General features: G+C 53.8%; 12 protein-coding genes and 1 pseudogene. 5 read left to right on the top strand and 8 right to left on the bottom strand.

Annotated elements, in window-relative coordinates; genetic code table 11:
* The first annotated feature begins 19 nt into the window (after positions 1-19).
* Genes GA565_RS12655 through GA565_RS12645 form a run of 3 tightly spaced genes read left to right on the top strand, consistent with a single transcriptional unit; the run spans position 20 to position 3,449 of the window.
* Positions 20-1,027 carry an ABC transporter permease gene (locus GA565_RS12655; RefSeq protein ID WP_084984205.1) on the top strand — a complete coding sequence of 336 codons (1,008 nt, stop codon included), beginning with the start codon at positions 20-22 and terminating at the stop codon, positions 1,025-1,027.
* Positions 1,024-1,863 carry an ABC transporter permease gene (locus tag GA565_RS12650; RefSeq protein ID WP_152198737.1) on the top strand — a complete coding sequence of 280 codons (840 nt, stop codon included), beginning with the start codon at positions 1,024-1,026 and terminating at the stop codon, positions 1,861-1,863. The genes GA565_RS12655 and GA565_RS12650 overlap by 4 nt, the downstream gene beginning before the upstream one ends.
* On the top strand, positions 1,860-3,449 hold the full coding sequence (locus GA565_RS12645) for an ABC transporter ATP-binding protein (protein WP_152198736.1): 1,590 nt from the start codon (positions 1,860-1,862) through the stop codon (positions 3,447-3,449). Before GA565_RS12650 ends, GA565_RS12645 begins: the two co-directional genes overlap by 4 nt.
* Positions 3,450-3,562: 113 nt before the next feature.
* Here the strand turns inward: GA565_RS12645 and GA565_RS24880 are convergent, their stop codons facing one another.
* From GA565_RS24880 to GA565_RS12635, 3 genes are all read right to left on the bottom strand, one after another.
* Positions 3,563-3,685: a hypothetical protein gene (locus tag GA565_RS24880; protein ID WP_255474454.1), complete on the bottom strand. Its 123-nt coding sequence runs from the start codon at positions 3,683-3,685 to the stop codon at positions 3,563-3,565.
* 105 nt (positions 3,686-3,790) lie between these two features.
* A complete protein-coding gene (locus GA565_RS12640) occupies positions 3,791-3,958 on the bottom strand; it encodes a general stress protein (protein WP_152198735.1) in 168 nt (55 codons plus the stop codon).
* A gap of 334 nt (positions 3,959-4,292) precedes the next feature.
* A complete protein-coding gene (locus GA565_RS12635) occupies positions 4,293-4,931 on the bottom strand; it encodes an FMN-binding negative transcriptional regulator (RefSeq protein ID WP_152198734.1) in 639 nt (212 codons plus the stop codon).
* A 146-nt stretch (positions 4,932-5,077) separates the two neighbouring features.
* On the opposite strand from GA565_RS12635, the gene GA565_RS12630 reads away from it, so the two are divergent.
* On the top strand, positions 5,078-6,568 hold the full coding sequence (locus tag GA565_RS12630; RefSeq protein WP_152198733.1) for a PLP-dependent aminotransferase family protein: 1,491 nt from the start codon (positions 5,078-5,080) through the stop codon (positions 6,566-6,568).
* A gap of 27 nt (positions 6,569-6,595) precedes the next feature.
* Here GA565_RS12630 and GA565_RS24795 read toward each other — a convergent pair.
* Positions 6,596-6,704 (bottom strand): annotated as a pseudogene (locus GA565_RS24795) (EamA/RhaT family transporter); the annotation flags it as partial.
* 203 nt (positions 6,705-6,907) lie between these two features.
* Here GA565_RS24795 and GA565_RS12620 point away from each other — a divergent pair.
* Entirely contained in the window at positions 6,908-15,475 is an 8,568-nt protein-coding gene (locus tag GA565_RS12620; RefSeq protein ID WP_370518046.1) for a GH36-type glycosyl hydrolase domain-containing protein, read from the top strand.
* 8 nt (positions 15,476-15,483) lie between these two features.
* Here the strand turns inward: GA565_RS12620 and GA565_RS12615 are convergent, their stop codons facing one another.
* The 4 genes from GA565_RS12615 to GA565_RS12600 form a co-directional block, all read right to left on the bottom strand.
* Positions 15,484-16,545, bottom strand: a complete 1,062-nt coding sequence (locus GA565_RS12615) for an LLM class flavin-dependent oxidoreductase (RefSeq protein ID WP_152198732.1) — start codon at positions 16,543-16,545, stop codon at positions 15,484-15,486.
* A gap of 131 nt (positions 16,546-16,676) precedes the next feature.
* Positions 16,677-17,948 carry a Glu/Leu/Phe/Val dehydrogenase gene (locus GA565_RS12610; RefSeq protein WP_152198731.1) on the bottom strand — a complete coding sequence of 424 codons (1,272 nt, stop codon included), beginning with the start codon at positions 17,946-17,948 and terminating at the stop codon, positions 16,677-16,679.
* A gap of 200 nt (positions 17,949-18,148) precedes the next feature.
* Positions 18,149-18,766, bottom strand: coding sequence for a TetR/AcrR family transcriptional regulator (locus tag GA565_RS12605; protein WP_152198730.1), 618 nt, complete (start codon positions 18,764-18,766; stop codon positions 18,149-18,151).
* Between the two features lie 31 nt (positions 18,767-18,797).
* The gene (locus GA565_RS12600) at positions 18,798-19,955 is read right to left on the bottom strand and encodes a pyridoxal phosphate-dependent aminotransferase (RefSeq protein WP_152198729.1); all 1,158 of its coding nucleotides are present in this window, start codon (positions 19,953-19,955) and stop codon (positions 18,798-18,800) included.
* Position 19,956 lies beyond the last annotated feature (1 nt).

Raw genomic sequence — 19,956 nt, 5'->3', positions numbered from 1 at the left:
CGTTACGAGGAATACGACTATGTCCGTTGACAGCACGTTTACGTCACAACAGCCGGAAAATCGCAAAATTTCGCGGCAGTCTTTTATTTTCGGCCGAATGGCCCGACGCGTGCTGAGCGGTGCGCTGGTGCTTTGGGCGGCGGTGACGCTGTCCTTCATTAGCGTGTATCTCGCACCCGGCGACATTGTTAGCTTGCTGATTGGCGAGCAGGTACGCACGCCGGCGATTGAAGCGGCGATCCGTGCAGAATGGGGCCTGGATCAGCCGCTTTATTTGCAATATCTCAGCTATTTGTGGCGCGTGCTGCACGGCGATTTTGGTCGCTCTTACCTGCTTAATACCGACGTCAGTGCGCTGGTGCTTAATCAACTGTGGCCCACGCTAAAACTCACCGGCCTGGCACTGGTGGTGAGCATTGTGTTTGCCGTGCTGATGGCGGTGGCAACGGCGCATCGTCGCTGGGGTCGCCGCATTGCCGGCTCACTCGAGCTGCTGCTGGCCTCGACGCCGTCGTTTTGGTTGGGGATCGTGCTGCTGTTTGTCTTCAGCTTTACCCTGCGCTGGTTCCCGGTGGCCGGAGACCGGAGTTTCTCGTCACTGGTCCTGCCCGCGCTCTCTCTGGGTCTGGCACAGGGTGCGGTAGTCGCACAGGTGCTTCGCCGTGGACTTGAGGATGCACTGGACGAGCCTTTTGCCTTGACGCTGCGCGCCTGGGGCATGGGTAATATTACTATTCGCCTGCGCCACGCGCTGCGTCATGCCGCCCTACCGGCGGTCACGCTGACCGGCTGGCTGATAGGCGGGCTGCTCAGCGGCGCAGTGATTACCGAACAGGTATTCGGTCGACCTGGGCTGGGCAAGATAACCGTGGATGCGGTGCTGGGTAAAGACCTGCCCGTGGTACTGGCGGTCGCTATCTTCTCGGCGTTTGTCTATGTGGTAATGAGTACGCTGGTCGATATTCTTTATTTACTGATTGATCCGCGTCTGCGCGATGCAGACGCATCGAAGGAGACGTCCCGATGAGTCAACTACTCGCGGCAGTCGGTGTAAAACGTCAATACTCCGTTGGCTATGGACTGGCACTCCTTTATCTGCTTCTGGTCGCGCTGGCGGTTATCTTGCCTGGGTATATCAGCCACTATGAGCCGCTCAATGCCGACCCGATTAACGCCATGCTGCCGCCTTCTTGGCAACACTGGCTCGGCACCGACCAACTGGGCCGCGACGTGTTGACCCGCGTTATTTACGGCAGTCGCTACTCACTGCTGATAAGCCTGGCATCGATGGCGCTGGCGGTGAGTGTCGGCAGCCTGCTTGGCCTGTTGGCGGGTCTGGCCAGAGGTCCGCTGGACGAGTTCATCAGCCGTGCTGTAGATGTCATTTCGGCTTTTCCCGACTTGCTGCTGGCACTGATGCTGATTGCTTTCACCGGACCCGGCACCACAAACCTTATCTTTGCATTGGGCGTAGCGTCCGTGCCGCGCTTCACCCGCGTGGTCCGAGCGCAAACCTTTTTAGTGATGTCTTCCGGATATGTTGAACAGGCCAGAACCTTTGGCCTCAAACGACACGTGTTGGTGTGGCGACACGTGTTGCCGCACGCTATTGCTCACGTACCAGCACTGGCGACGCTAGGTCTGGGTACGGCCATTATCGGCACTGCCGGTTTGAGTTTTTTGGGCATGGGCCCTCAACCGCCTACTGCCGAATGGGGCCTAATGCTTGCCGAGGGAAGAAATTATCTGCGCAATGCCTGGTGGATAGCAGCATGGCCGGGCGTAGCTATTACGTTAACGGTGATATCCGTCAACACCATTGGACGCTACTGGCAGGCCGCATTTGAAGGAAAACAGTCATGAGTCAGCCTCTGTTTATCGATATCCAGAATCTCAACATCAGTTTCAGCGGTAAGACAGTGGTTAGCCAGTTGAATTTGCAACTGAAACACGGTGAATCCATCGCCTTCGTCGGTGAGTCCGGCTCGGGTAAAACGGTTACGGCGCGCAGTTTGCTGGGACTTCAGGATGCAAAGGCACAGGTTACCGCCGATCGTTTTTTTATTAACGGCGAAGACATGCGCAACGCCAGTCAGCGTCGCTGGCGTAAAATACGCGGCACTCAGATAGGCTATGTGTTGCAGGATGCGCTGGTGTCACTGGACCCTTTACGGCAGGTAGGACAACAACTGCGCGATGCGCTGGCGGCCAGTCAAAGCATCGAACGCGGCGCCCTGCGCACTCAGTCAATTGCGCTGCTAAAGTCGGTCGGTATTCCCGACGCCGAGGCCAGGCTTGCGGCCTATCCTCATCAGCTTTCAGGGGGACTGCGGCAGAGGGCATTAATCGCCACTGCGCTGGCAGGCAAGCCCAACTTGCTGATTGCCGACGAGCCGACCACCGCGTTGGATATGACGGTTCAAAAACAAATCCTTGAGTTGCTGCAAAAACGCCGCGACGAGGGGCAAAGCCTGCTGTTAATTAGTCATGATCTTTCGGTGGTCGGTCAGTTAGCAGACCGCGTGCTGGTGATGAAAAACGGTGTGGTGGTTGAAGAAGGCAGCAGTCACCGCCTGCTGCGTTCTCCTCAACATGCTTATACCCAGCAGCTGCTGGCGGCAGTACCAAGCCCGGAGACGCGCGGATTCAAACTTGCCGGCGCACCCGGCGAACGGTTACCGGCTAAAAATATTGCCAGCGGTGACCCTGTGCTGATCGCCAGCGGGCTGTATAAGCAATACGCCGATAAAACCGTGGTTAACCACGTTAGCTTCTCACTGGCGGCCGGTGAAACGTTGGGTATCGTCGGTGAGTCAGGTTCAGGGAAAACCACGGTGGCCAAAATGGTGATGGGATTAACTGAACCCAGTGGTGGCACCATTACTATACAGGGTCATCGCTGGAGCCAAATCCCTGAGTCTGTGCGACGTCTGCGCCGCCGGGGAATTCAGCTCATCGCACAAGATCCACTTAGCTCGTTTGACCCCCGCTACAGCGTCGAGAAAATCATTGGTGAAAGCCTCGACAGCGTGGAGATTTACGGTGAGGAGCGGAAAAAACGTATTCTTCAACTGCTCGATGAAGTTCAGCTGGGCGCCAGCTTTCTCAGCCGCTATCCGCGCGACCTTTCCGGCGGCCAGCGGCAGCGAATTGCCATCGCCAGAGCTTTTGCTCCTAATCCGGCCCTGCTGGTTGCCGACGAACCGGTGAGTGCGCTGGACGTTTCGGTGCAGGCTCAGGTGCTGGACCTGCTGGCGGAGATGCAGGCAGAACACCGTACGGCGCTGCTGTTTATTTCCCACGATCTTGGTGTTGTGCATCATCTGGCAGATCGGGTGGCAGTAATGAAGGACGGCGTGGTGGTCGAACATGGCGAGGTCGATAATGTATTTCATCGCCCTGCACATCCCTGGACACGTCAATTAATCAACTCGTTACCCACCTTTTAGGCAGGTGAAGTCCCTCACCTGTGGGGGGCTTTAACTTATTTTTGAAAGATTCATTCACGGTGTGAATATATAAATAACGCAATATAGAAACCCTGGTAAATAATATTAATAAATCACAAATCACCTTCATGCTGAGGCATTTTAAGCGGGTCGTCTTTGGTAAAGTCTGGCTGAGGATTATCTTTGATCCGTTTAAAGTCTTCATGATTTTTATCTAAATCGCTTTTCTTACACATAATTCTTCCTTGTTATTACGAGGGTAAGCTTATTGGCCTTCAGCCCACGGCATTAACCGTGGGCCGGGTTGCTTAACCTGTCATGCACTTATCCAAAAGACCGGATTAATGACCACCATGACTATTTTTGCCGCCCTTTTTACCCGCCTCGCTCGCGCGTTCATGGTCATTGGCGAAATTACCTTCACCGTGCTTGCCGCCCTTTTTGCCTGTTTCTGAAGCTTTGTTATGATCGTCCACAGAATTTTTTGATCCACCACGATGTTCGGCCATAAATCCTCCTATCGGATTTGTTCCATCAATTTAACAGGGCCTTCCATTTTAAGCATTACATCCTGTATTAAGCCCCAATCAAGAGCACAATGCTCGGAGTTAATAGTAGTGCAGTTCATTTTTATGTCAAAAATTGCAGCCAACTATTTTATAAAATAGTTATAATGCTTTAATTTATTAAATAAAAAATATTATTTTTTAATAAGGCACAATTTATTCGTATAAAATACGAGCCAAAGTAAATACCAATGGCCTTATCTTTTTCATGTGACATTACGACACCAAATATGATTCCCTCTGGTTTGTAATAATAATTATTTATTGATCATGCCTATCATGAGTCCTTTATTTTTAAATGACTTAGCATTGCTTCCCCCATAATTTCATTACCAGAGTTAATCACATTTTCCCCTGCGCTTCGCAAATCGACTGCATTTTTATTTTGCCCCAGCTTCATGGCTCCGGTTATCTGCAGAATTTTTATTTCAACCCCGACGATTGCCTTCAGCATGGCACTAATGTAGTCCGCAGGGGCATCCTCCATGCTCCAGGGAACTGGCTGGGTTGACTCATGCGTCTTGGTTAATCTGGCCACTACGTCACGTAAAAAGGACTCGTCCTCCCGAAAAGTGATTTGCCCGCGCACGTGAACGGCGCGGTAATTCCAGGTGGGGACCTGCCTGTGTGTCTGCTGCTTGGAGGGATACCAGTTAGGTGAAATATAAGCATCGCCGCCGCGAAATACCACCAGCACCTCGTCGCCGTTTGCTACGCTTCGCCACACCGGATTAGCCCGCGCCACGTGGGCGATTAAAAAGCCTGCCTCCCCTGCTTCTCTGTTGATTTCAAAAGGTATATGGATTGCATCAAGTGCCCCTTCGCTGTGGGTTATCAGCGTACCCAGCGGATAGTGTTCGATCATCTGAAACAAAGTATCAGAGTCTTTCTCTTTAAACTGCGCAGGAATGTACATCGTGACCTCCGGGCCATCATGGCAAAGGGGCGCACTGCGCCACCACAGTGTGCTAAATTATCGCGATAGTGGTTTACGATTAAGTACCACTTTAGGTAAATTTGACTAAGCCACAATCCGCTCTCAGAGAAGCACTCATATTACCTATGCCCAGAAAAGCCAAAATTGTTGATATTCCCGCCATTGGTGAACTCGACAGACAACGTGGTCAGCTTAGCCTGCAGCTGGCAAACGCGCTTAAAAAAGCCCTCCAACGCGGCGAGTTGAAGCCCGGTGACCTGCTGCCTTCAACGCGGACACTGGCACTGTCGCTCAATTTAGCTCGAGGCACGGTTATTGAAGCTTTCGAACAACTGATCGCCGAGGGATTCTTTGAAGCTCTGCGTGGTTCCGGCACCCGCATCGCCAACGTTCTGGCCGAGGTAAGTCGTCCGGTCGAGCTTAGCAACGAACCGGGGCACGAGCCGCCCATGCTCTCGGCACAGGCGGCACGATATGCCCAAGCAGGAGCCAAAATAAGCGTGTTGCCACCGGTGCCTTTTGCGGTGTCTATTCCCGCGGGTAGCACTTTGCCAGATGATATCTGGCGGCGGATAGGTAATCGAGTCAGGGCAAAAGGCCCGGGAGCCCCGTCGGGCTATGGTTCGCCGGCGGGTGCACTGGCGTTGCGTGAGCAAATAGCCGAATACGTCAGAAAATCACGGTCGGTACACTGCTCCCCCGAGCAGGTAATTATCACGGCCGGAACTCAGCAGGGATTATTTCTTTCAACCCAGGTTCTGCTAGACAGTGCGGATAAGGTCTGGGTTGAAGACCCTGCCTATCCAGGTATTACCTCAATTTTTGAAACCACGGGTCGGCAGGCACAAATGATTCGGGTGCCGCTCGATGAAGAAGGGTTGGACGTGGCACGCGGCATTGCACTGGGGGCGGATGCCAGAGCAGCATTCGTTACACCTTCGCACCAATATCCGGTTGGCATGCCACTGAGCATGGCGCGAAGAATGGCCTTAATTGACTGGGCAAAAACGCACCGTTCATGGATTGTAGAAGACGATTACGACAGTGAATTACGCTATGCCGGTCATCCTTTTCCCTCGTTACAGGGGTTGGCGCCCGAACGGGTGGTCTATTTAGGCACCTTTAGCAAAATCCTGTTTCCCTCATTGCGGCTCGGCTACGCCGTGGTGCCCGAAATCTTAGTTGACGCCTACTGCGGTGCCAGAATGCTGATTGACCGCCATCCGCCCAGCGCAGACCAGCACGTTTTAGCCAGTTTTATGGCAGAGGGACACCTTGACCGCCATATTCGCCGCATGCGTAGTGTGTATGCTGAAAAGCGAACGGTGTTGATTGAGGCGGTAATTAAGTACATTCCCCCCGATCTTGCCAAACTTCAGCCATGCGACCAGGGAATGCACATGGTGCTGTGGCTGAGAGCGGATTTACAAGACAGCGCCGTGGTTAAATGCGCCCTTGCAGCTGGCATCTCTGTGCGCGCCGTGTCACCGATGTATTCGATGGGCAATGCGAAAGCGGGATTAATTCTCGGCTTGGGTGGGTTCACTGATGGGGCCATTGTGACCGCGGTTAAAATACTCGCAGCCGTTATTCAGGCCGTTGCGCACTCAACGTGAGAATTTTTTAGCGCCAAATACGCACACCAGCACGCCAAAACAGGCGGATGATAAAGGAAGTAAACCCATATAAACCGTTGATTGCAGAAGTGGTATGCTGAAGCGCAAGTGCTGTAAGCAGTGGAAAGCCAAGTAAAGGACACTTTCGGACAAAATGAACGAGCCAGAATACGGCCTCCCCCAGAGACCGGCGGTTTAGCTGCTATAATTTGACCATCCGGCTATCTCTTTATTAGCTGCTCCATGAAGATTTCAAACGATCTCTTCATCCACCCTTGAGTGCGTACTCATTACGTTTACCATGTCCCTCCTCTTGCGTACGCACGAGGAAAAATTTTTGTGAAAATGGCTTTCGTTCAATGGATTAAGAACCAAAGGGTCCCCCAAGCCTCACAGGGAATAACGTTAAGCGACAACAAAGACGATCGCGAGATTGCCCCGATTGCGGCCGAAATTTTTTCTATCGATCAGATGGAAAGATACGGCGAAATACTTGCACAGTCGCACAAGCTTTCAACCAAAAAAGCGCCTTACTATTTATTAAACCGCCTGACTGATAGCGAAGCGCTGTTATCGCGCAACTGCAACATTCTGAGCTCAGGCGGTGACAAAAGTATCGCGCCCGCCGCCGAATGGCTGCTCGATAACTTTTATCTGATTGAAGAACATATACGACTTGTCCGTCAGCTGTTGCCAAAAAACTTTGGCATGGGTTTGCCCACTCTGGTCAGTCCACACAGCTGCCCACGCATTTATGATATCGCTACCGAGGCCATTGCCCACAGTGACGGTCATTGGGATGCCAGCACGTTAACGCGCTTCATTGCGGCCTATCAGAAAGTGACTCCGCTGAAGCTTGGTGAGCTGTGGGCGTTTCCCGGCATGTTGCGGCTGGCGTTAATCGAGAATCTGCGCCGCATTAGTATTGAGGTGACAAAGGCACAGCAAGACCGCAATCTGGCGGAGCACTGGGCGACTAAAATCCAGGACAGCGCTGAAAACGATCCGACAGGCCTGATCATCGTTATTGCCGACATGGCGCGCACTAATCCGCCGCGCACCAGTGCCTTTGTTGCAGAGTTGGTGCGTAGGTTACAGGGTCACGGCACTATGCTGGCGCTGCCGCTTACCTGGATTGAACAACGCCTGGCAGAGGTGGGCTTGAATTCGGCCGAACTGATCGTGCGTTTTAATCAGCAGTTGGCATTAAGCCAGCTTTCGGTGAGCAATAGTATCGCCGGTCTGCGTAAGCTCAACGAGATGAACTGGGCCGACTTTGCAGAAAGCGTCAGTGAAGTTGAGAAAACGCTTCAACAGGATCCGGCCGGGGTCTATCCAGACATGTCATTTGCCACCCGTGACAACTACCGTCACGTGATTGAAAAATTGGCGCGACACTGCCGATATTCTGAAACAGAAGTGGCGAGCAAAGTTGTGACCATGAGCCTACAAGCGCAAGAACACAGCCAGCAGCGGCACGTCGGCTATTACCTGGTTGACTCCGGCCGCGTTGAGCTGGAGAAGCAGCTCAACATTCGCTACTCGTTGACCAACTATTTCCGGCATCAGATGAATAAAACGCCGCTGCTGTCATGGCTCGGCAGTCTAAGCCTGCTTATCACGGCGCTCACCGCCAACCTGCTTTACGAGACCCACAGCAGTGGAATGGGCTGGACGCTGTGGTTGCTGCTTATTCCTATCGTAATAATGTGCAGTCAGTTCGTCATGGAATTGCTGAATGAAACGGCAAGCCGCACCCGCACCCCGCGTGCACTGCCGCGTATGGATTTTTCACAGGCTATTCCCATTGAGCACAGCACGCTGGTGGCGATCCCTTGCCTGCTCGGCAGCCGCAGCGGGATCGACAAACTGATTAACAGTCTTGAGGTCTGCTATCTCGGCAACAGCCATCAACATCTTTATTTCGCGCTGATCGCCGACTTCTTCGACAGTAAAACCGCCACGCTGCACACCGACGACACGCTGCTGGAGTATGCTAGCGACAAAATAAATCAGCTTAATCGGCGCTATTCCCCCGACGAAGCCAACCGATTTACCCTGCTGCACCGCGAAAGTCTACTCAATCTGGCACAGGGCGTATGGATGGGGTACGAGCGCAAGCGCGGCAAACTCTCCGCGCTTAACCGCTGGCTGCGTGGCGCAGAAAACATGTTCACCACCAACGTGGGTGCTACGCCGCAGCAGCTCGCAGGCATTAAATACGTCATTACTCTCGACAGCGACACTATTTTGCCCCGTGACCATGCTCATCAACTGGTTGCCACTATGGCGCATCCGCTTAACCGGCCCGTTTACAGTCCTGAGTTGATGCGCGTGGTTAAGGGCTACGGCATTCTTCAGCCACGGCTTGCCGAGGAAATACCCCGCTATGGGCAAAGTCGCTATGCGGCAATCAGCAGCAGCCTGCCAGGTACCGACCCGTACACCTCCATGTCTTCTGATATTTATCAGGATATATTTGGTGAAGGCTCTTTTGTTGGCAAAGGAATTTACGACGTCGATATATTCACCCGTGCCAATGAAAATACCTGCCCCGAAAATCTGGTGCTCAGTCATGATTTACTTGAGGGCTGCTATGCGCGCTCTGGCGTGTTGAGCGACGTGGTGCTGTATGAACAGTATCCGGCTAATTATCTGGTCGACGTGGCGCGCCGTACCCGCTGGATACGCGGCGACTGGCAGTTGCTGAACTGGCTGCGGCTGCGGGTAAAACAGGCCGACGGCAATCACTGCGCCAATCCGCTCAGCATGTTGTCGCGCTGGAAACTGCTCGATAACCTGCGTCGTAGTCTGGCCGCGCCATCACTGTTGATCATGCTGGTTAGTGCACTGGTCTGGGTGCCCAACGGGGATTATTGGCTTACGTTTATTATCACCCTGCTGCTGTTGCCGAGCGCCGCGGCCCTTCTGCTGAACCTATTGAACAAGGGCGCGCAGGCCAGGCTCGCTCCGCATGTTAAATCGGTGACGTTGGGTATTATTTCACGACTGCTGCGTATCGGCCTCTATATTGCCACCTTACCGCATGAAAGTTACTACACCCTCAAAGCGATTATCATCACCCTGTGGCGGTTAAACGTCAGCCATAAGCACCTGCATGAATGGGCCAGCAGCAGTGATGTCAACAAACCGCGTTACGCCATTTCGTCAGAAAATCTTTACCGGGTCATGTGGGTGAATCCGCTGGCCGCCATCCTGCTGAGCCTTTTGGTCATGCACTACAACCCCATACTTATGTGGCTTGCCGGACCTTTGGGCCTGATTTGGCTGGTAGCCCCTCTGCTGCTAGGGTGGTTAAGCAAGGCCCCCCCCAAGCCTGCGGCAAAAATTTACACCACCCAACGCACGTTCCTGCGCCGCACAAGCCGTGAAACTTGGTCCTATTTCTCTACGTTTGTTAATCAACAAGAAAACTGGCTGCCGCCGGATAATTTTCAGGAAGTACCTGAACCTAAAATTGCCCATCGCACCTCGCCGACCAACATTGGTCTTTCGTTGCTGGCCAATATGACCGCCATGGACTTTGGCTATCTCACTCAGGGAGCCATGCTACAGCGCACCGGCTCGACGCTCGACACGCTGGACAAGCTCGAGCACTATCGCGGCCATCTTTATAACTGGTATGACACGCGCACGCTGGCACCGCTTAATCCCCGCTATGTCTCGAGCGTAGACAGCGGCAACCTGGCGGGGCATTTGTTGGTGCTTGCCAGCGGAATTGCCGGTCTGCGTGATGCGCCTGTGTTCGACGCCGCGCAGATGCTAGCCGGGCTTGAAGATACACTGCTGCTGATTGAAATGGAGGCTAATCCACGTCTGCGAGACGGACTGTGCACCCTGCGTAAGCATTGGATAACCGCCACGCAGTTGCCGATGCACAAAATGTTTAGCGAGCTCAATACCATGCTCGGCGTATCTTCTGCGCTATTGCCAGACAGCAACAGTCAGTGGCTGGGTGAGCTTAATCAGCAGTTAGCCGGGTTCTGCCAAGAGTGGGAGCTGCTATTTATCTGGATGCAGCACGAACCGGTAGGCAAAAAAGTGCCGTCACTGCGTGCCCTGTCTCAGCTTGAATATAAAGTGCCGGGGCTTGATCAAAACAAAATTGCTTTGGCGGTGAATCTGGCGCGTAAACGGCTGGTGTTGATCAACGAGCTTGAACAGCGTCTTCAGGAACACGCCCTGATGGACTTCAAGTTCCTCTACAAGAAAACAACCGAGCTGCTCAGCGTTGGCTATAACTGCGAAACCAACAAGCTCGATGGCGGAAATTATGACCTGCTGCCGTCTGAAATACGCCTGACCAGTTTTTTCACTATTGCAACCAATCAACTGCCGTTGAAGAGCTGGTTTGCACTCGGCAGGTTGTTTACCGTGCTTGATAAACAGCCCTCTTTGATGTCGTGGAGCGGCTCGATGTTTGAATATCTGATGCCGCAGCTGGTGATGCCTGCCTATCCCAATACGCTACTGGTGCAGATGTGCCGCGCGGCGGTAAATCGACAAATTGCCTGGGCAGATGAGCACAATGTGCCGTGGGGTGTTTCTGAATCGGCCTACGCGGCTTTCGATCCCGGTCAAAACTATCAGTATCGAGCCTTTGGCGTACCGGGACTCGGGCTGAAACGCGGCCTCGGCGAGGACATGGTCGTGGCTCCCTACGCCACCATTATGGCACTCATCATCGACCCTCAGGCTGCCATCACCAATTTGCTGCGCCTCGAAAGTTTAGGTGCGCGCGGTAAATACGGTTTCTATGAGGCATTGGATTATTCCCGCTCGCGGCTTAATCATGGCGAAACCTTCTCCACGGTGCGTACTTATATGGCGCACCATCAGGGCATGAGTTTTCTGGCACTGTCACATACGTTGCTCAATTCGCCGATGGTTGAACGTTTTGCCGAGAATCCGCTGTTCCAGTCTGCACTTCCGTTGTTGCAGGAGCGCGTGCCGGACGCACTCACGCTTTACAGCCCGCGGCGGCAATTTGATACCCTCGACGCGCTGCAAAAGGTCAGCTTTGACCTCAGGCAGTTTAGCCGCGTTGACAGTCCCGTTCCCGAAGTTCAGTTGCTCTCCAACACCCAATATCATCTGATGGTCACCCAGACCGGCGGCAGTTACAGCACTTGGCGTAATTTGGCGCTCACCCGCTGGCGGTCAGATGCTACGCGCGATAACTACGGCGCGTTTTGCTACCTCTATGACCCTAAAAGTGGTGAGGTTTTCAGCAATACCTGGCAACCGCTTGGCAATACCCACGGCGATTATCAGGCCGTGTTTACCGATGCCGGCGTCGAGTTTATGCGTACCGACGGCACGTTGAGCATCAATACCAAAATTGTAGTCTCACCCGAGGACGACGTAGAAATAAGGCGCATGACCTTGACCCACCGCGGTCGCCAACCGCGAACGCTAGAAGTCACTACCTACACGGAGGTCGTGCTCGCACCGCTGGCCAACGATATGGCGCATCGGGCCTTCAGCAACCTGTTTGTGCAAACCGAACTGGTGCAGGACCGTGAAGGTATCCTCTGTCATCGGCGTCCGCGTGAAGAGAGTGAGGCCTGTCCGTGGCTGTTTCACATGAATGCCATTCACGGCGAAATCGAGCGAGAAACCTCCTTCGCGACCGACCGCGCTGCTTTCATTGGCCGTGGTCAGACTCCGGCATCACCGCTGGCTATGCGTAATGCCGGCCCCCTCGACAACAGCGAGGGACCGGTTCTGGACCCCATTTTGTCTATTCGCCAGCGCGTGGTGCTTAAACCTGGCGTACCGCTGGTGATTGATATGGTTTACGGCATTTCTGAAACGCGCGCTCAAAGTCTGTCGATGATGGAGAAATATCGCGATAATAATATCGCCGACCGTGTATTTAATATCGCACGTTCGCACAGTCAGGTCGCTCTGAGGCAGATCAACGCTAACGAAGAACAGGCGAATCTGTTTAACCGACTGGCGGGTTCGATTATTTTCCCCAGTGCCGAAATGCGTGCCGATGCGCAAACGCTAATGCGTAACCGACGCGGACAGTCTTCCCTGTGGAGCCATTCACTTTCCGGTGATTTCCCTATCGTCTTATTGATGATTACCCGTGTCGAGAACATCCCGTTGGTTGCCACGCTGATTCAGGCGCACAGCTACTGGAGATTAAAAGGCCTGGCGGTAGATTTGGTTATTCTCAACAACTCGCACGAGGGCTACCAGCAGGAACTGCATAACGAAATTCTTAATCGAGTAGCGGCAGGTGCAGAATCTAGCCTGATTGATAAAAATGGCGGTATTTTTGTCAGGATTAGTGAGCACATCCCGCCGGAAGATTTGACGCTGCTGATGAGTGTTGCGGTCATCAACCTCGACGACAACAGCGGGGAATTGGTCGATCAGCTGAATCAGATAATGCAGCCTTCGCAAAACATTCAACCAAAACTGGCCCCGATGCAAAACCTGCTGCCGCTCAATCTTGCGCCGCGTATTTTCGAAACCCAGCAACTCACCCATTTCAACGGATTAGGCGGTTTCTCGCCCGATGGGCGCGAGTATCAAATTCTGCTTAATGATGAAATAAACACCCCCGCGCCGTGGGCAAACGTGATTGCCAACGACAATTTTGGCTGCGTTATTTCAGAAAGCGGACAGGCCTACACCTGGTTCGAGAATGCACACGAATACCGACTCACCCCATGGGAGAACGACCCGGTCAGCGACGGCTGCGGTGAGGCGTTTTATCTACGCGATGAAGAAAGCGCTGAAGTCTGGTCGCCAATGCCGCTGCCAATACGAAGCGGCGCAGCCTATTTGAGTCGTCATGGGTTTGGCTACAGCGTATTTGAGCACCGCCATTTAGGCATTGATAGTGAACTGACAGTGCTGGTCGATGAAACGTCGCCGGTTAAGCTGTTTATTTTGACCCTCAGCAACGTCTCGGGCCGCACGCGTAAACTCTCCGCCACCGGTTACGTTGAGTGGGTGCTGGGGGATCTGCGTTCAAAATCCGCGATGCACATTGCTACCTCATCGGCCAACGTTAGCGGCGGCTGTGGCGTGTTGGCAACCAACCACTACGGCAGCAGCGACAGTGAGCGTACTGCCTTTTTTGCCGTTACGGGCGTGCATTGCTCGGTCAGCGGAGACCGCCGTGAGTTTATTGGCCGCAACGGCTCTTTGGCACTGCCTGCGGCAATGCAGCAGCAGCGGCTCTCGGATAAAACCGGTGCCGGATTTGACCCTTGCGCCGCGGTTCAGTCCGCCACGACGCTGATTGATGGCGATCAGCGAACGCTGGTGTTTGCCTTGGGCGTAGGGAGAGACGCCCACGACGCCGAGCAGCTGATTCAGCAATTTTTGAATGAGAACGCCGCCCGTTCGGCCCTGTGCCGTATTCATCACTACTGGCACCAGCGCCTCGATAAAATTCAGGTCATCACGCCAGAACCGGCGGTAAATTTGCTGGTGAACGGCTGGCTGATTTATCAGACTCTCGCCAGCCGAATCATGGCCCGTAGCGGGTACTATCAGTCGGGCGGTGCCTTTGGTTTTAGAGACCAGTTGCAGGACTCACTGGCGCTGGCACATGCCGCACCCGAGCGGATGCGTGAGCAAATTTTGCTCTGCGCCAGCCGTCAGTTCGTTGAAGGGGACGTGCAACACTGGTGGCATCCGCCGACCGGTCGAGGCGTTCGCACCCGCTGCTCTGACGATTATCTGTGGCTGCCGCTGGCACTTTGCCACTATGTCGACATCAGCGGAGACCTAGATATCGCCAGTCAATCGGTCACCTACCTCGAAACGCGCCTGCTGGCCGCCGGTGAAGAGTCGTTTTATGGACAACCTCTACCGAGCGCATTGAGCGAGCCGCTGTTCCAGCACTGCGTTCGCGCCATCAGGCACGGATTGCAGTTTGGTCAACACGGGCTACCGCTAATGGGCAGCGGTGACTGGAATGACGGCATGAATAACGTCGGTATAAAAGGCGTGGGTGAGAGCGTCTGGCTTGGTTTCTTCCTGCTCAACGTGTTACAACGCTTTGCCGTGCTGGCCGAACAGTTGGGCGAAAGCGAGGTAGCCAAACTGTGTCAACAACAGAGCAAACAGCTTAAGCAAAATCTCTATGACCACGCCTGGGACGGCGAATGGTATCTGCGCGGCTACTTTGACAGCGGTGAAACCTTAGGATCACATTTAAATCAGGAGTGCCAAATTGATGCCATTGCCCAGAGTTGGGCGGTGCTGGCGGGTGCCGAAGACCCGCAGCGGACAAAACAGGCCATGGCGTCGCTCGATAAACATCTGGTTGATGAAAACGCGGGGCTTATCAAACTGCTTACCCCGCCGTTTAATGATGAAGGCCCTAATCCGGGTTACATACGCGGTTACCTGCCAGGCGTTCGCGAGAACGGTGGTCAGTACACGCACGGCGCTATCTGGGCAGTGATGGCCTTTGCCGAGATGGGCGAAACCGAACGCGCATGGCAGCTGTGGGCGGCCATTAATCCGGTTAACCATAGCCTGACCCCTGACGCCGCCGAGCGCTATAAGGTTGAACCTTATGTCATGACCGCTGACATCTACAGCGTAGACCCACACGTCGGCCGCGGCGGCTGGAGCTGGTATACCGGTTCGGCGGGCTGGGCCTATCGTCTGATTGTTGAATCACTGCTGGGCATAAAACGCCACGGCGCATTTATCTCCATTACTACCCAATTGCCCGCCGACTGGCCGCAGGTGAGTGTGACCTATCAGCAAGGCAGCAGCCAGTATCAGATAACGGTTAAACGCGCCGAAGGTTTTGCCCGAGTCATGCTCGACGGACAGCCATTAGCAGACGCCATGATCCCGATTAAAGATGACGGCGTTCAGCACGTGGTTGAGGTATGGATTTAAATCCCCTCTTAGGCGGCGGTCTGATTTAACTCGGACGCCGCCTTCTTCCAGCCAATTTCCGGCGCAATCAGCTCGATAAAGTCCGTCAGGATCTGCTGATACTCTTCAATGTTGAATTCATAAGGCAGTTCGATTCGCAGCTCGCTCAACTCATGCAGCAGGGGATCCTTGTGCAGTTGTTCAAGAATTTGGTCTGCACTACCAACCAGGTCCGGTGAGAACAGCGTGCGGCGATCGCCCTGCGGTGCAAGCGTGCGCGCGTGTCTTGAGGCTGCAAAGTCAGTATAGCGACGGCGGGTTACAGCGTCGGCGCTGTCGAAAGGCACAATCACTCGGCCGCGCGCGATACGTGGTGTAGGGTTAGCATTGGCATGATGGTGGGTCGCCAGAGCAGCGCGATAAACCTCTAGCTGCCTGAGTTGAGCGGTATAATAGTCGTCGGTATTCTCGCCCGACGTCAGGTTGCCAATCAGCAAGTTCAGGTTGTTTTCCCCTGCCCATTTCACCGATCGCAGCGAGCCACCGCCGTACCACAAACGATGGGTCAGTCCTGAGGCATAGGGCTGCAGTCTCGGACGCTGGCGGTTGCCGGGAGACTCGATAAAACTCTCTTGATCACCCAAATAGCGACCGCTAAGATTATCAATCAGTCGCTTAACGCGATTATATGAGAAGTCTTCGTTGCGCCAATTTTCGTTAAAAACTTCGGCTCCCAATAGCTCGGCGTGCGCGGGTTGGCCTGCGCTAAGCCCAACGTTTAGACGTCCGCGCGACAGCACGTCTACAGTAGAAAGATCTTCCGCCAGCCTGAACGGGCTTTCATAGCCAACCTGAATGACCGCCGTGCCCAGCTCGATAGTTTTGGTGCGCTGGCTGGCCGCCGCTAAAAATGTGCTGGCTGATGAAACGCCGTGCTCAAGATGGCGCTGACGTACCCAGGCACCGTTGTATCCCAGCCTTTCACCGGTTTCGAACAGCTGTAAAGTTTCTTCCAGCCCCTGCCAGGGCGCGTCGTCGGGATAATTACCTGGCGTAAGAAAGGCGAGATGTGAAATGGCGAGCTGCGTCATAAGCTATTGTCCCTAAGCATGAAAGTGGTGTACTGACATTATGCGCAAGGGAAAATACAAAGTTAAATGCGTAAAACAGCGTTGCTTAGCACAATTAGACGATTAAAAAACCCGCCATCAGGCGGGTGAATTTAGGGATATAAACCGCGATCCTTACGCGCCATTAGAATACGCTCACAGGCGACGGCGTAGGCTGCGGTGCGCAATGTCACGTTCAAGCTCTCGGCTTTATTCCATACGGCACTGAGTGCGTCATTCATTATGCTGTCGAGGCGTTGGTTTATTTCTTCTTCAGTCCAGAAAAAGCTGGAGAAGTCCTGCACCCATTCGAAATAGCTCACGGTTACCCCACCGGCGTTACAAATGACATCGGGCACTACGGTAATTTGGCGCTTGCGAAGAATATCATCTGCGGCGGGCAGCGTGGGCCCGTTCGCCCCTTCCAACACCAGCTTGCAGCTCAGTGCGCTGGCCCGCATCTCGGTAATTTGCCCCTCGAGGGCCGCAGGAATGAGAATATCGAAAGACTTAAGCCAAAAAGCGTCGTGACGAATGTTCTCGGCCTGAGTAAAACCGGCAATACTGCCGTGCTCACGCTGCCAGGTCAGCAAAGCTGGGATATCAATGCCCTCTTCATGATATAAGCAGCCGCTGTGGTCCTGAATTGCCACAATTTTAGCTCCGCGCTGATAAAATAGCTCGGCAGAAACGCTGCCGACGTTGCCGAATCCCTGCACCGCCACCCGGCACTCCTCGACCTCTAGCCCAATACGCTGAGCCGCCGCCATACCGGTCACAAATACGCCTCGACCGGTGGCTTTTACTCTGCCTAATGAACCTCCGAGATGCACAGGTTTGCCGGTCACTACGCCGGTGGTGGTGGCCCCCACATTCATGGAATAAGTGTCCATCATCCACGCCATGACCTGCGCATTGGTGCCGACATCAGGCGCGGGAATATCCTGCTGCGGCCCAATGATATTGCCAATTTCACTGGTGTAGCGACGGGTGAGTCTTTCAAGCTCTTTAATCGATAGTTCACGCGGGTCAACCCTCACCCCGCCTTTAGCGCCGCCAAACGGCAGGTTGAGCACCGCGCTTTTAATGGTCATCCAGGCGGAAAGTGCCATCACTTCTTCAAGCGTGACGTCGGGATGATAACGCACGCCGCCCTTGCCTGGTCCGCGTGACAGATTATGTTGCACGCGGTAACCCTCAAAATGGCGCACACTGCCGTCGTCCATCTCCAGCGGAATATCAACGATTAATGCCCGTTTGGGATGGCGTAAGGTGTCTGCCCAGCGGGTCAAATCGCCGAGATAAGGCAGCACGCGCTCAACCTGTGCCAAATAGGTTGCCCAGGCAGAATCTGCTTCGTCCGAAACGTAAGAAAGCGCAGTCATTATTTAACCTCTTAATTAGGGGATGCTCTTAATTCAGGCGAAGGAAATCCTCACCGGGGGTGATAATAAAAATAAGCGTTAATTTTAGGGCGTATTACACGGCATATCGTTAATGGCAAATACTTAACGCTAAACCGCAAAGGCAATAAGTAGCCGCAGACCGTCCCTGCGGCGCCTTATTTAATCATTGTGCTACTCGGCTATTTAATTCGGCACTCGTCTACGGAGAAAGCGTTAGCCACCGCAAAACCGCGCAGTCCACCAATTAATACCGACATAAGTTGAGTGCCTACTTGTTTCTCACTCAGCCCTACGGTATCAATCAAATCAAAAATCTCTCGTGGATCGAAAAGGATATTCCACAAGAACACCGCTTTATCGCCGATATCCGGCAGGTCCATCTCCTGCATCGAATCGCGCAGCGCAGGTCGCACAGCGTTGGCCTGCACTAACAGATATTCCGCACCTTCCCACAGGCGCTCAAGGTAACCGCGGCGGTTACGCATGGGCACCATTGCCGCGCCGCGCTGGCGCACCAGCTTGACCCAGTAGCGGCTGACCTGTTCAAGTCTTTCAAGCCCGCTGCCACTCAGTTTTTCACTGTACTCAAGCAGCAGTTGGCCCACTTCTTGCCGATAGGTATTTAATACTTCCTCTACCGAGGCAAACTGGCGGTATGCGGTAGCCACGGAAACACCGGCCTCATTGGCGATTTCCGTCATACTGATAGGCCCTTCGACGACTTCAAACAGCCGTGCAGCAGCCTGGATCAGGTTTTTACGGTTCCTTTCGGTATCACTGCGCATCGTTTTTGCCATTTCACTCTCTGCCTATGGTGTATATCTTTACTTATCCCAGTGACGCCAGACCACGCTTAAGCCGTTTAACGCCTTCGGTAATCGCTTCTTTACTGGCGGCGTAGGAGAGCCGTAAATGGCCTTCTCCAGCGGCGCCAAACTCACTGCCCGGTCGCACGGCAATTCCCTGTTCGCGCAGCAACGCAACCATATCAATGGCAGGAATAGGCAATGAATAAGACGGGAAGCAGTAAAATGCGCCTTCGGGTTCGTTAAGCTTTAACCCGGGTATCGCCAACAGCCCCTCCATCATCAGAATACGACGTTCACGATAGACATCATACATACGTTTGACGTCATCTTTACACTCCTTCAACGCGACTACCGCTGCGCGCTGTACTGCCGTATTTACCGAACCGTTGACGCTGTTGTGCACGCGAGCCGCCGCCGCAATCATATCTGCCGGGCCTGCAAGATAGCCAACGCGCCAGCCAGTCATGGCATAACTTTTTGAAAATGTTTGGCAAAATAACGTACGCCCCCGAAAAGCCGGCACCTGCAGCACCGACGTGAAAGGCTTACCGGTGAACACCAAGTCACGGTAAGCCTCATCGGCAATCACCAGCGTGTCATGCTGATTGACCAAACGTCCGAGTGTTTCAATCTCTTCACGGGTGTGCACTATGCCAGTAGGATTACCGGGATTACAGAACACAAACAGCTTGGCGCCCTCTAAACTGCTGGCCAAACGGTCGAGATCCCAGTGTAAATCGGCCTTACAAGGCATCGGCACACAAACGCCCCCCGCCATGTTCACCAGATCAGCGTACAAGGAATAAGTAGGATCGGGGATAACTACGCGGTCGCCGGGATTGACGATAGACAAAATTGCTGCCGCGAGTCCTGCTGTGCCGCCGTGGGTGACCAACACTTCGCCCTGCTTGACCGGAAAGCCGGACTGCGCTGACACTTCTTCGGCCAGCGCCTCGCACAGCAGTTTATCACCCAGCAGTGGCGCATAGTGGGTGAAGCCGTTCCTCAACGCCTGGGCGGCTGCCTCAACAATGCGTGGCGGGGTATCAAAGTCCGGTTCGCCCATCGCCAGTGAGACCATATCACCGCTGGATGCCGGCTGTTGTACCCGCAATGAGGTACGTTCAATACGCAGTACGGCTTCGGCCGCGATAAACTTTTTAGTTAAAGAAGACATG

The organism is Rouxiella sp. S1S-2, assembly GCF_009208105.1.
Lineage (GTDB): Bacteria > Pseudomonadota > Gammaproteobacteria > Enterobacterales > Enterobacteriaceae > Rouxiella.
Note: the sequence above shows the minus strand (reverse complement) of the source record. Positions and strands in the feature narration are given on the sequence as shown.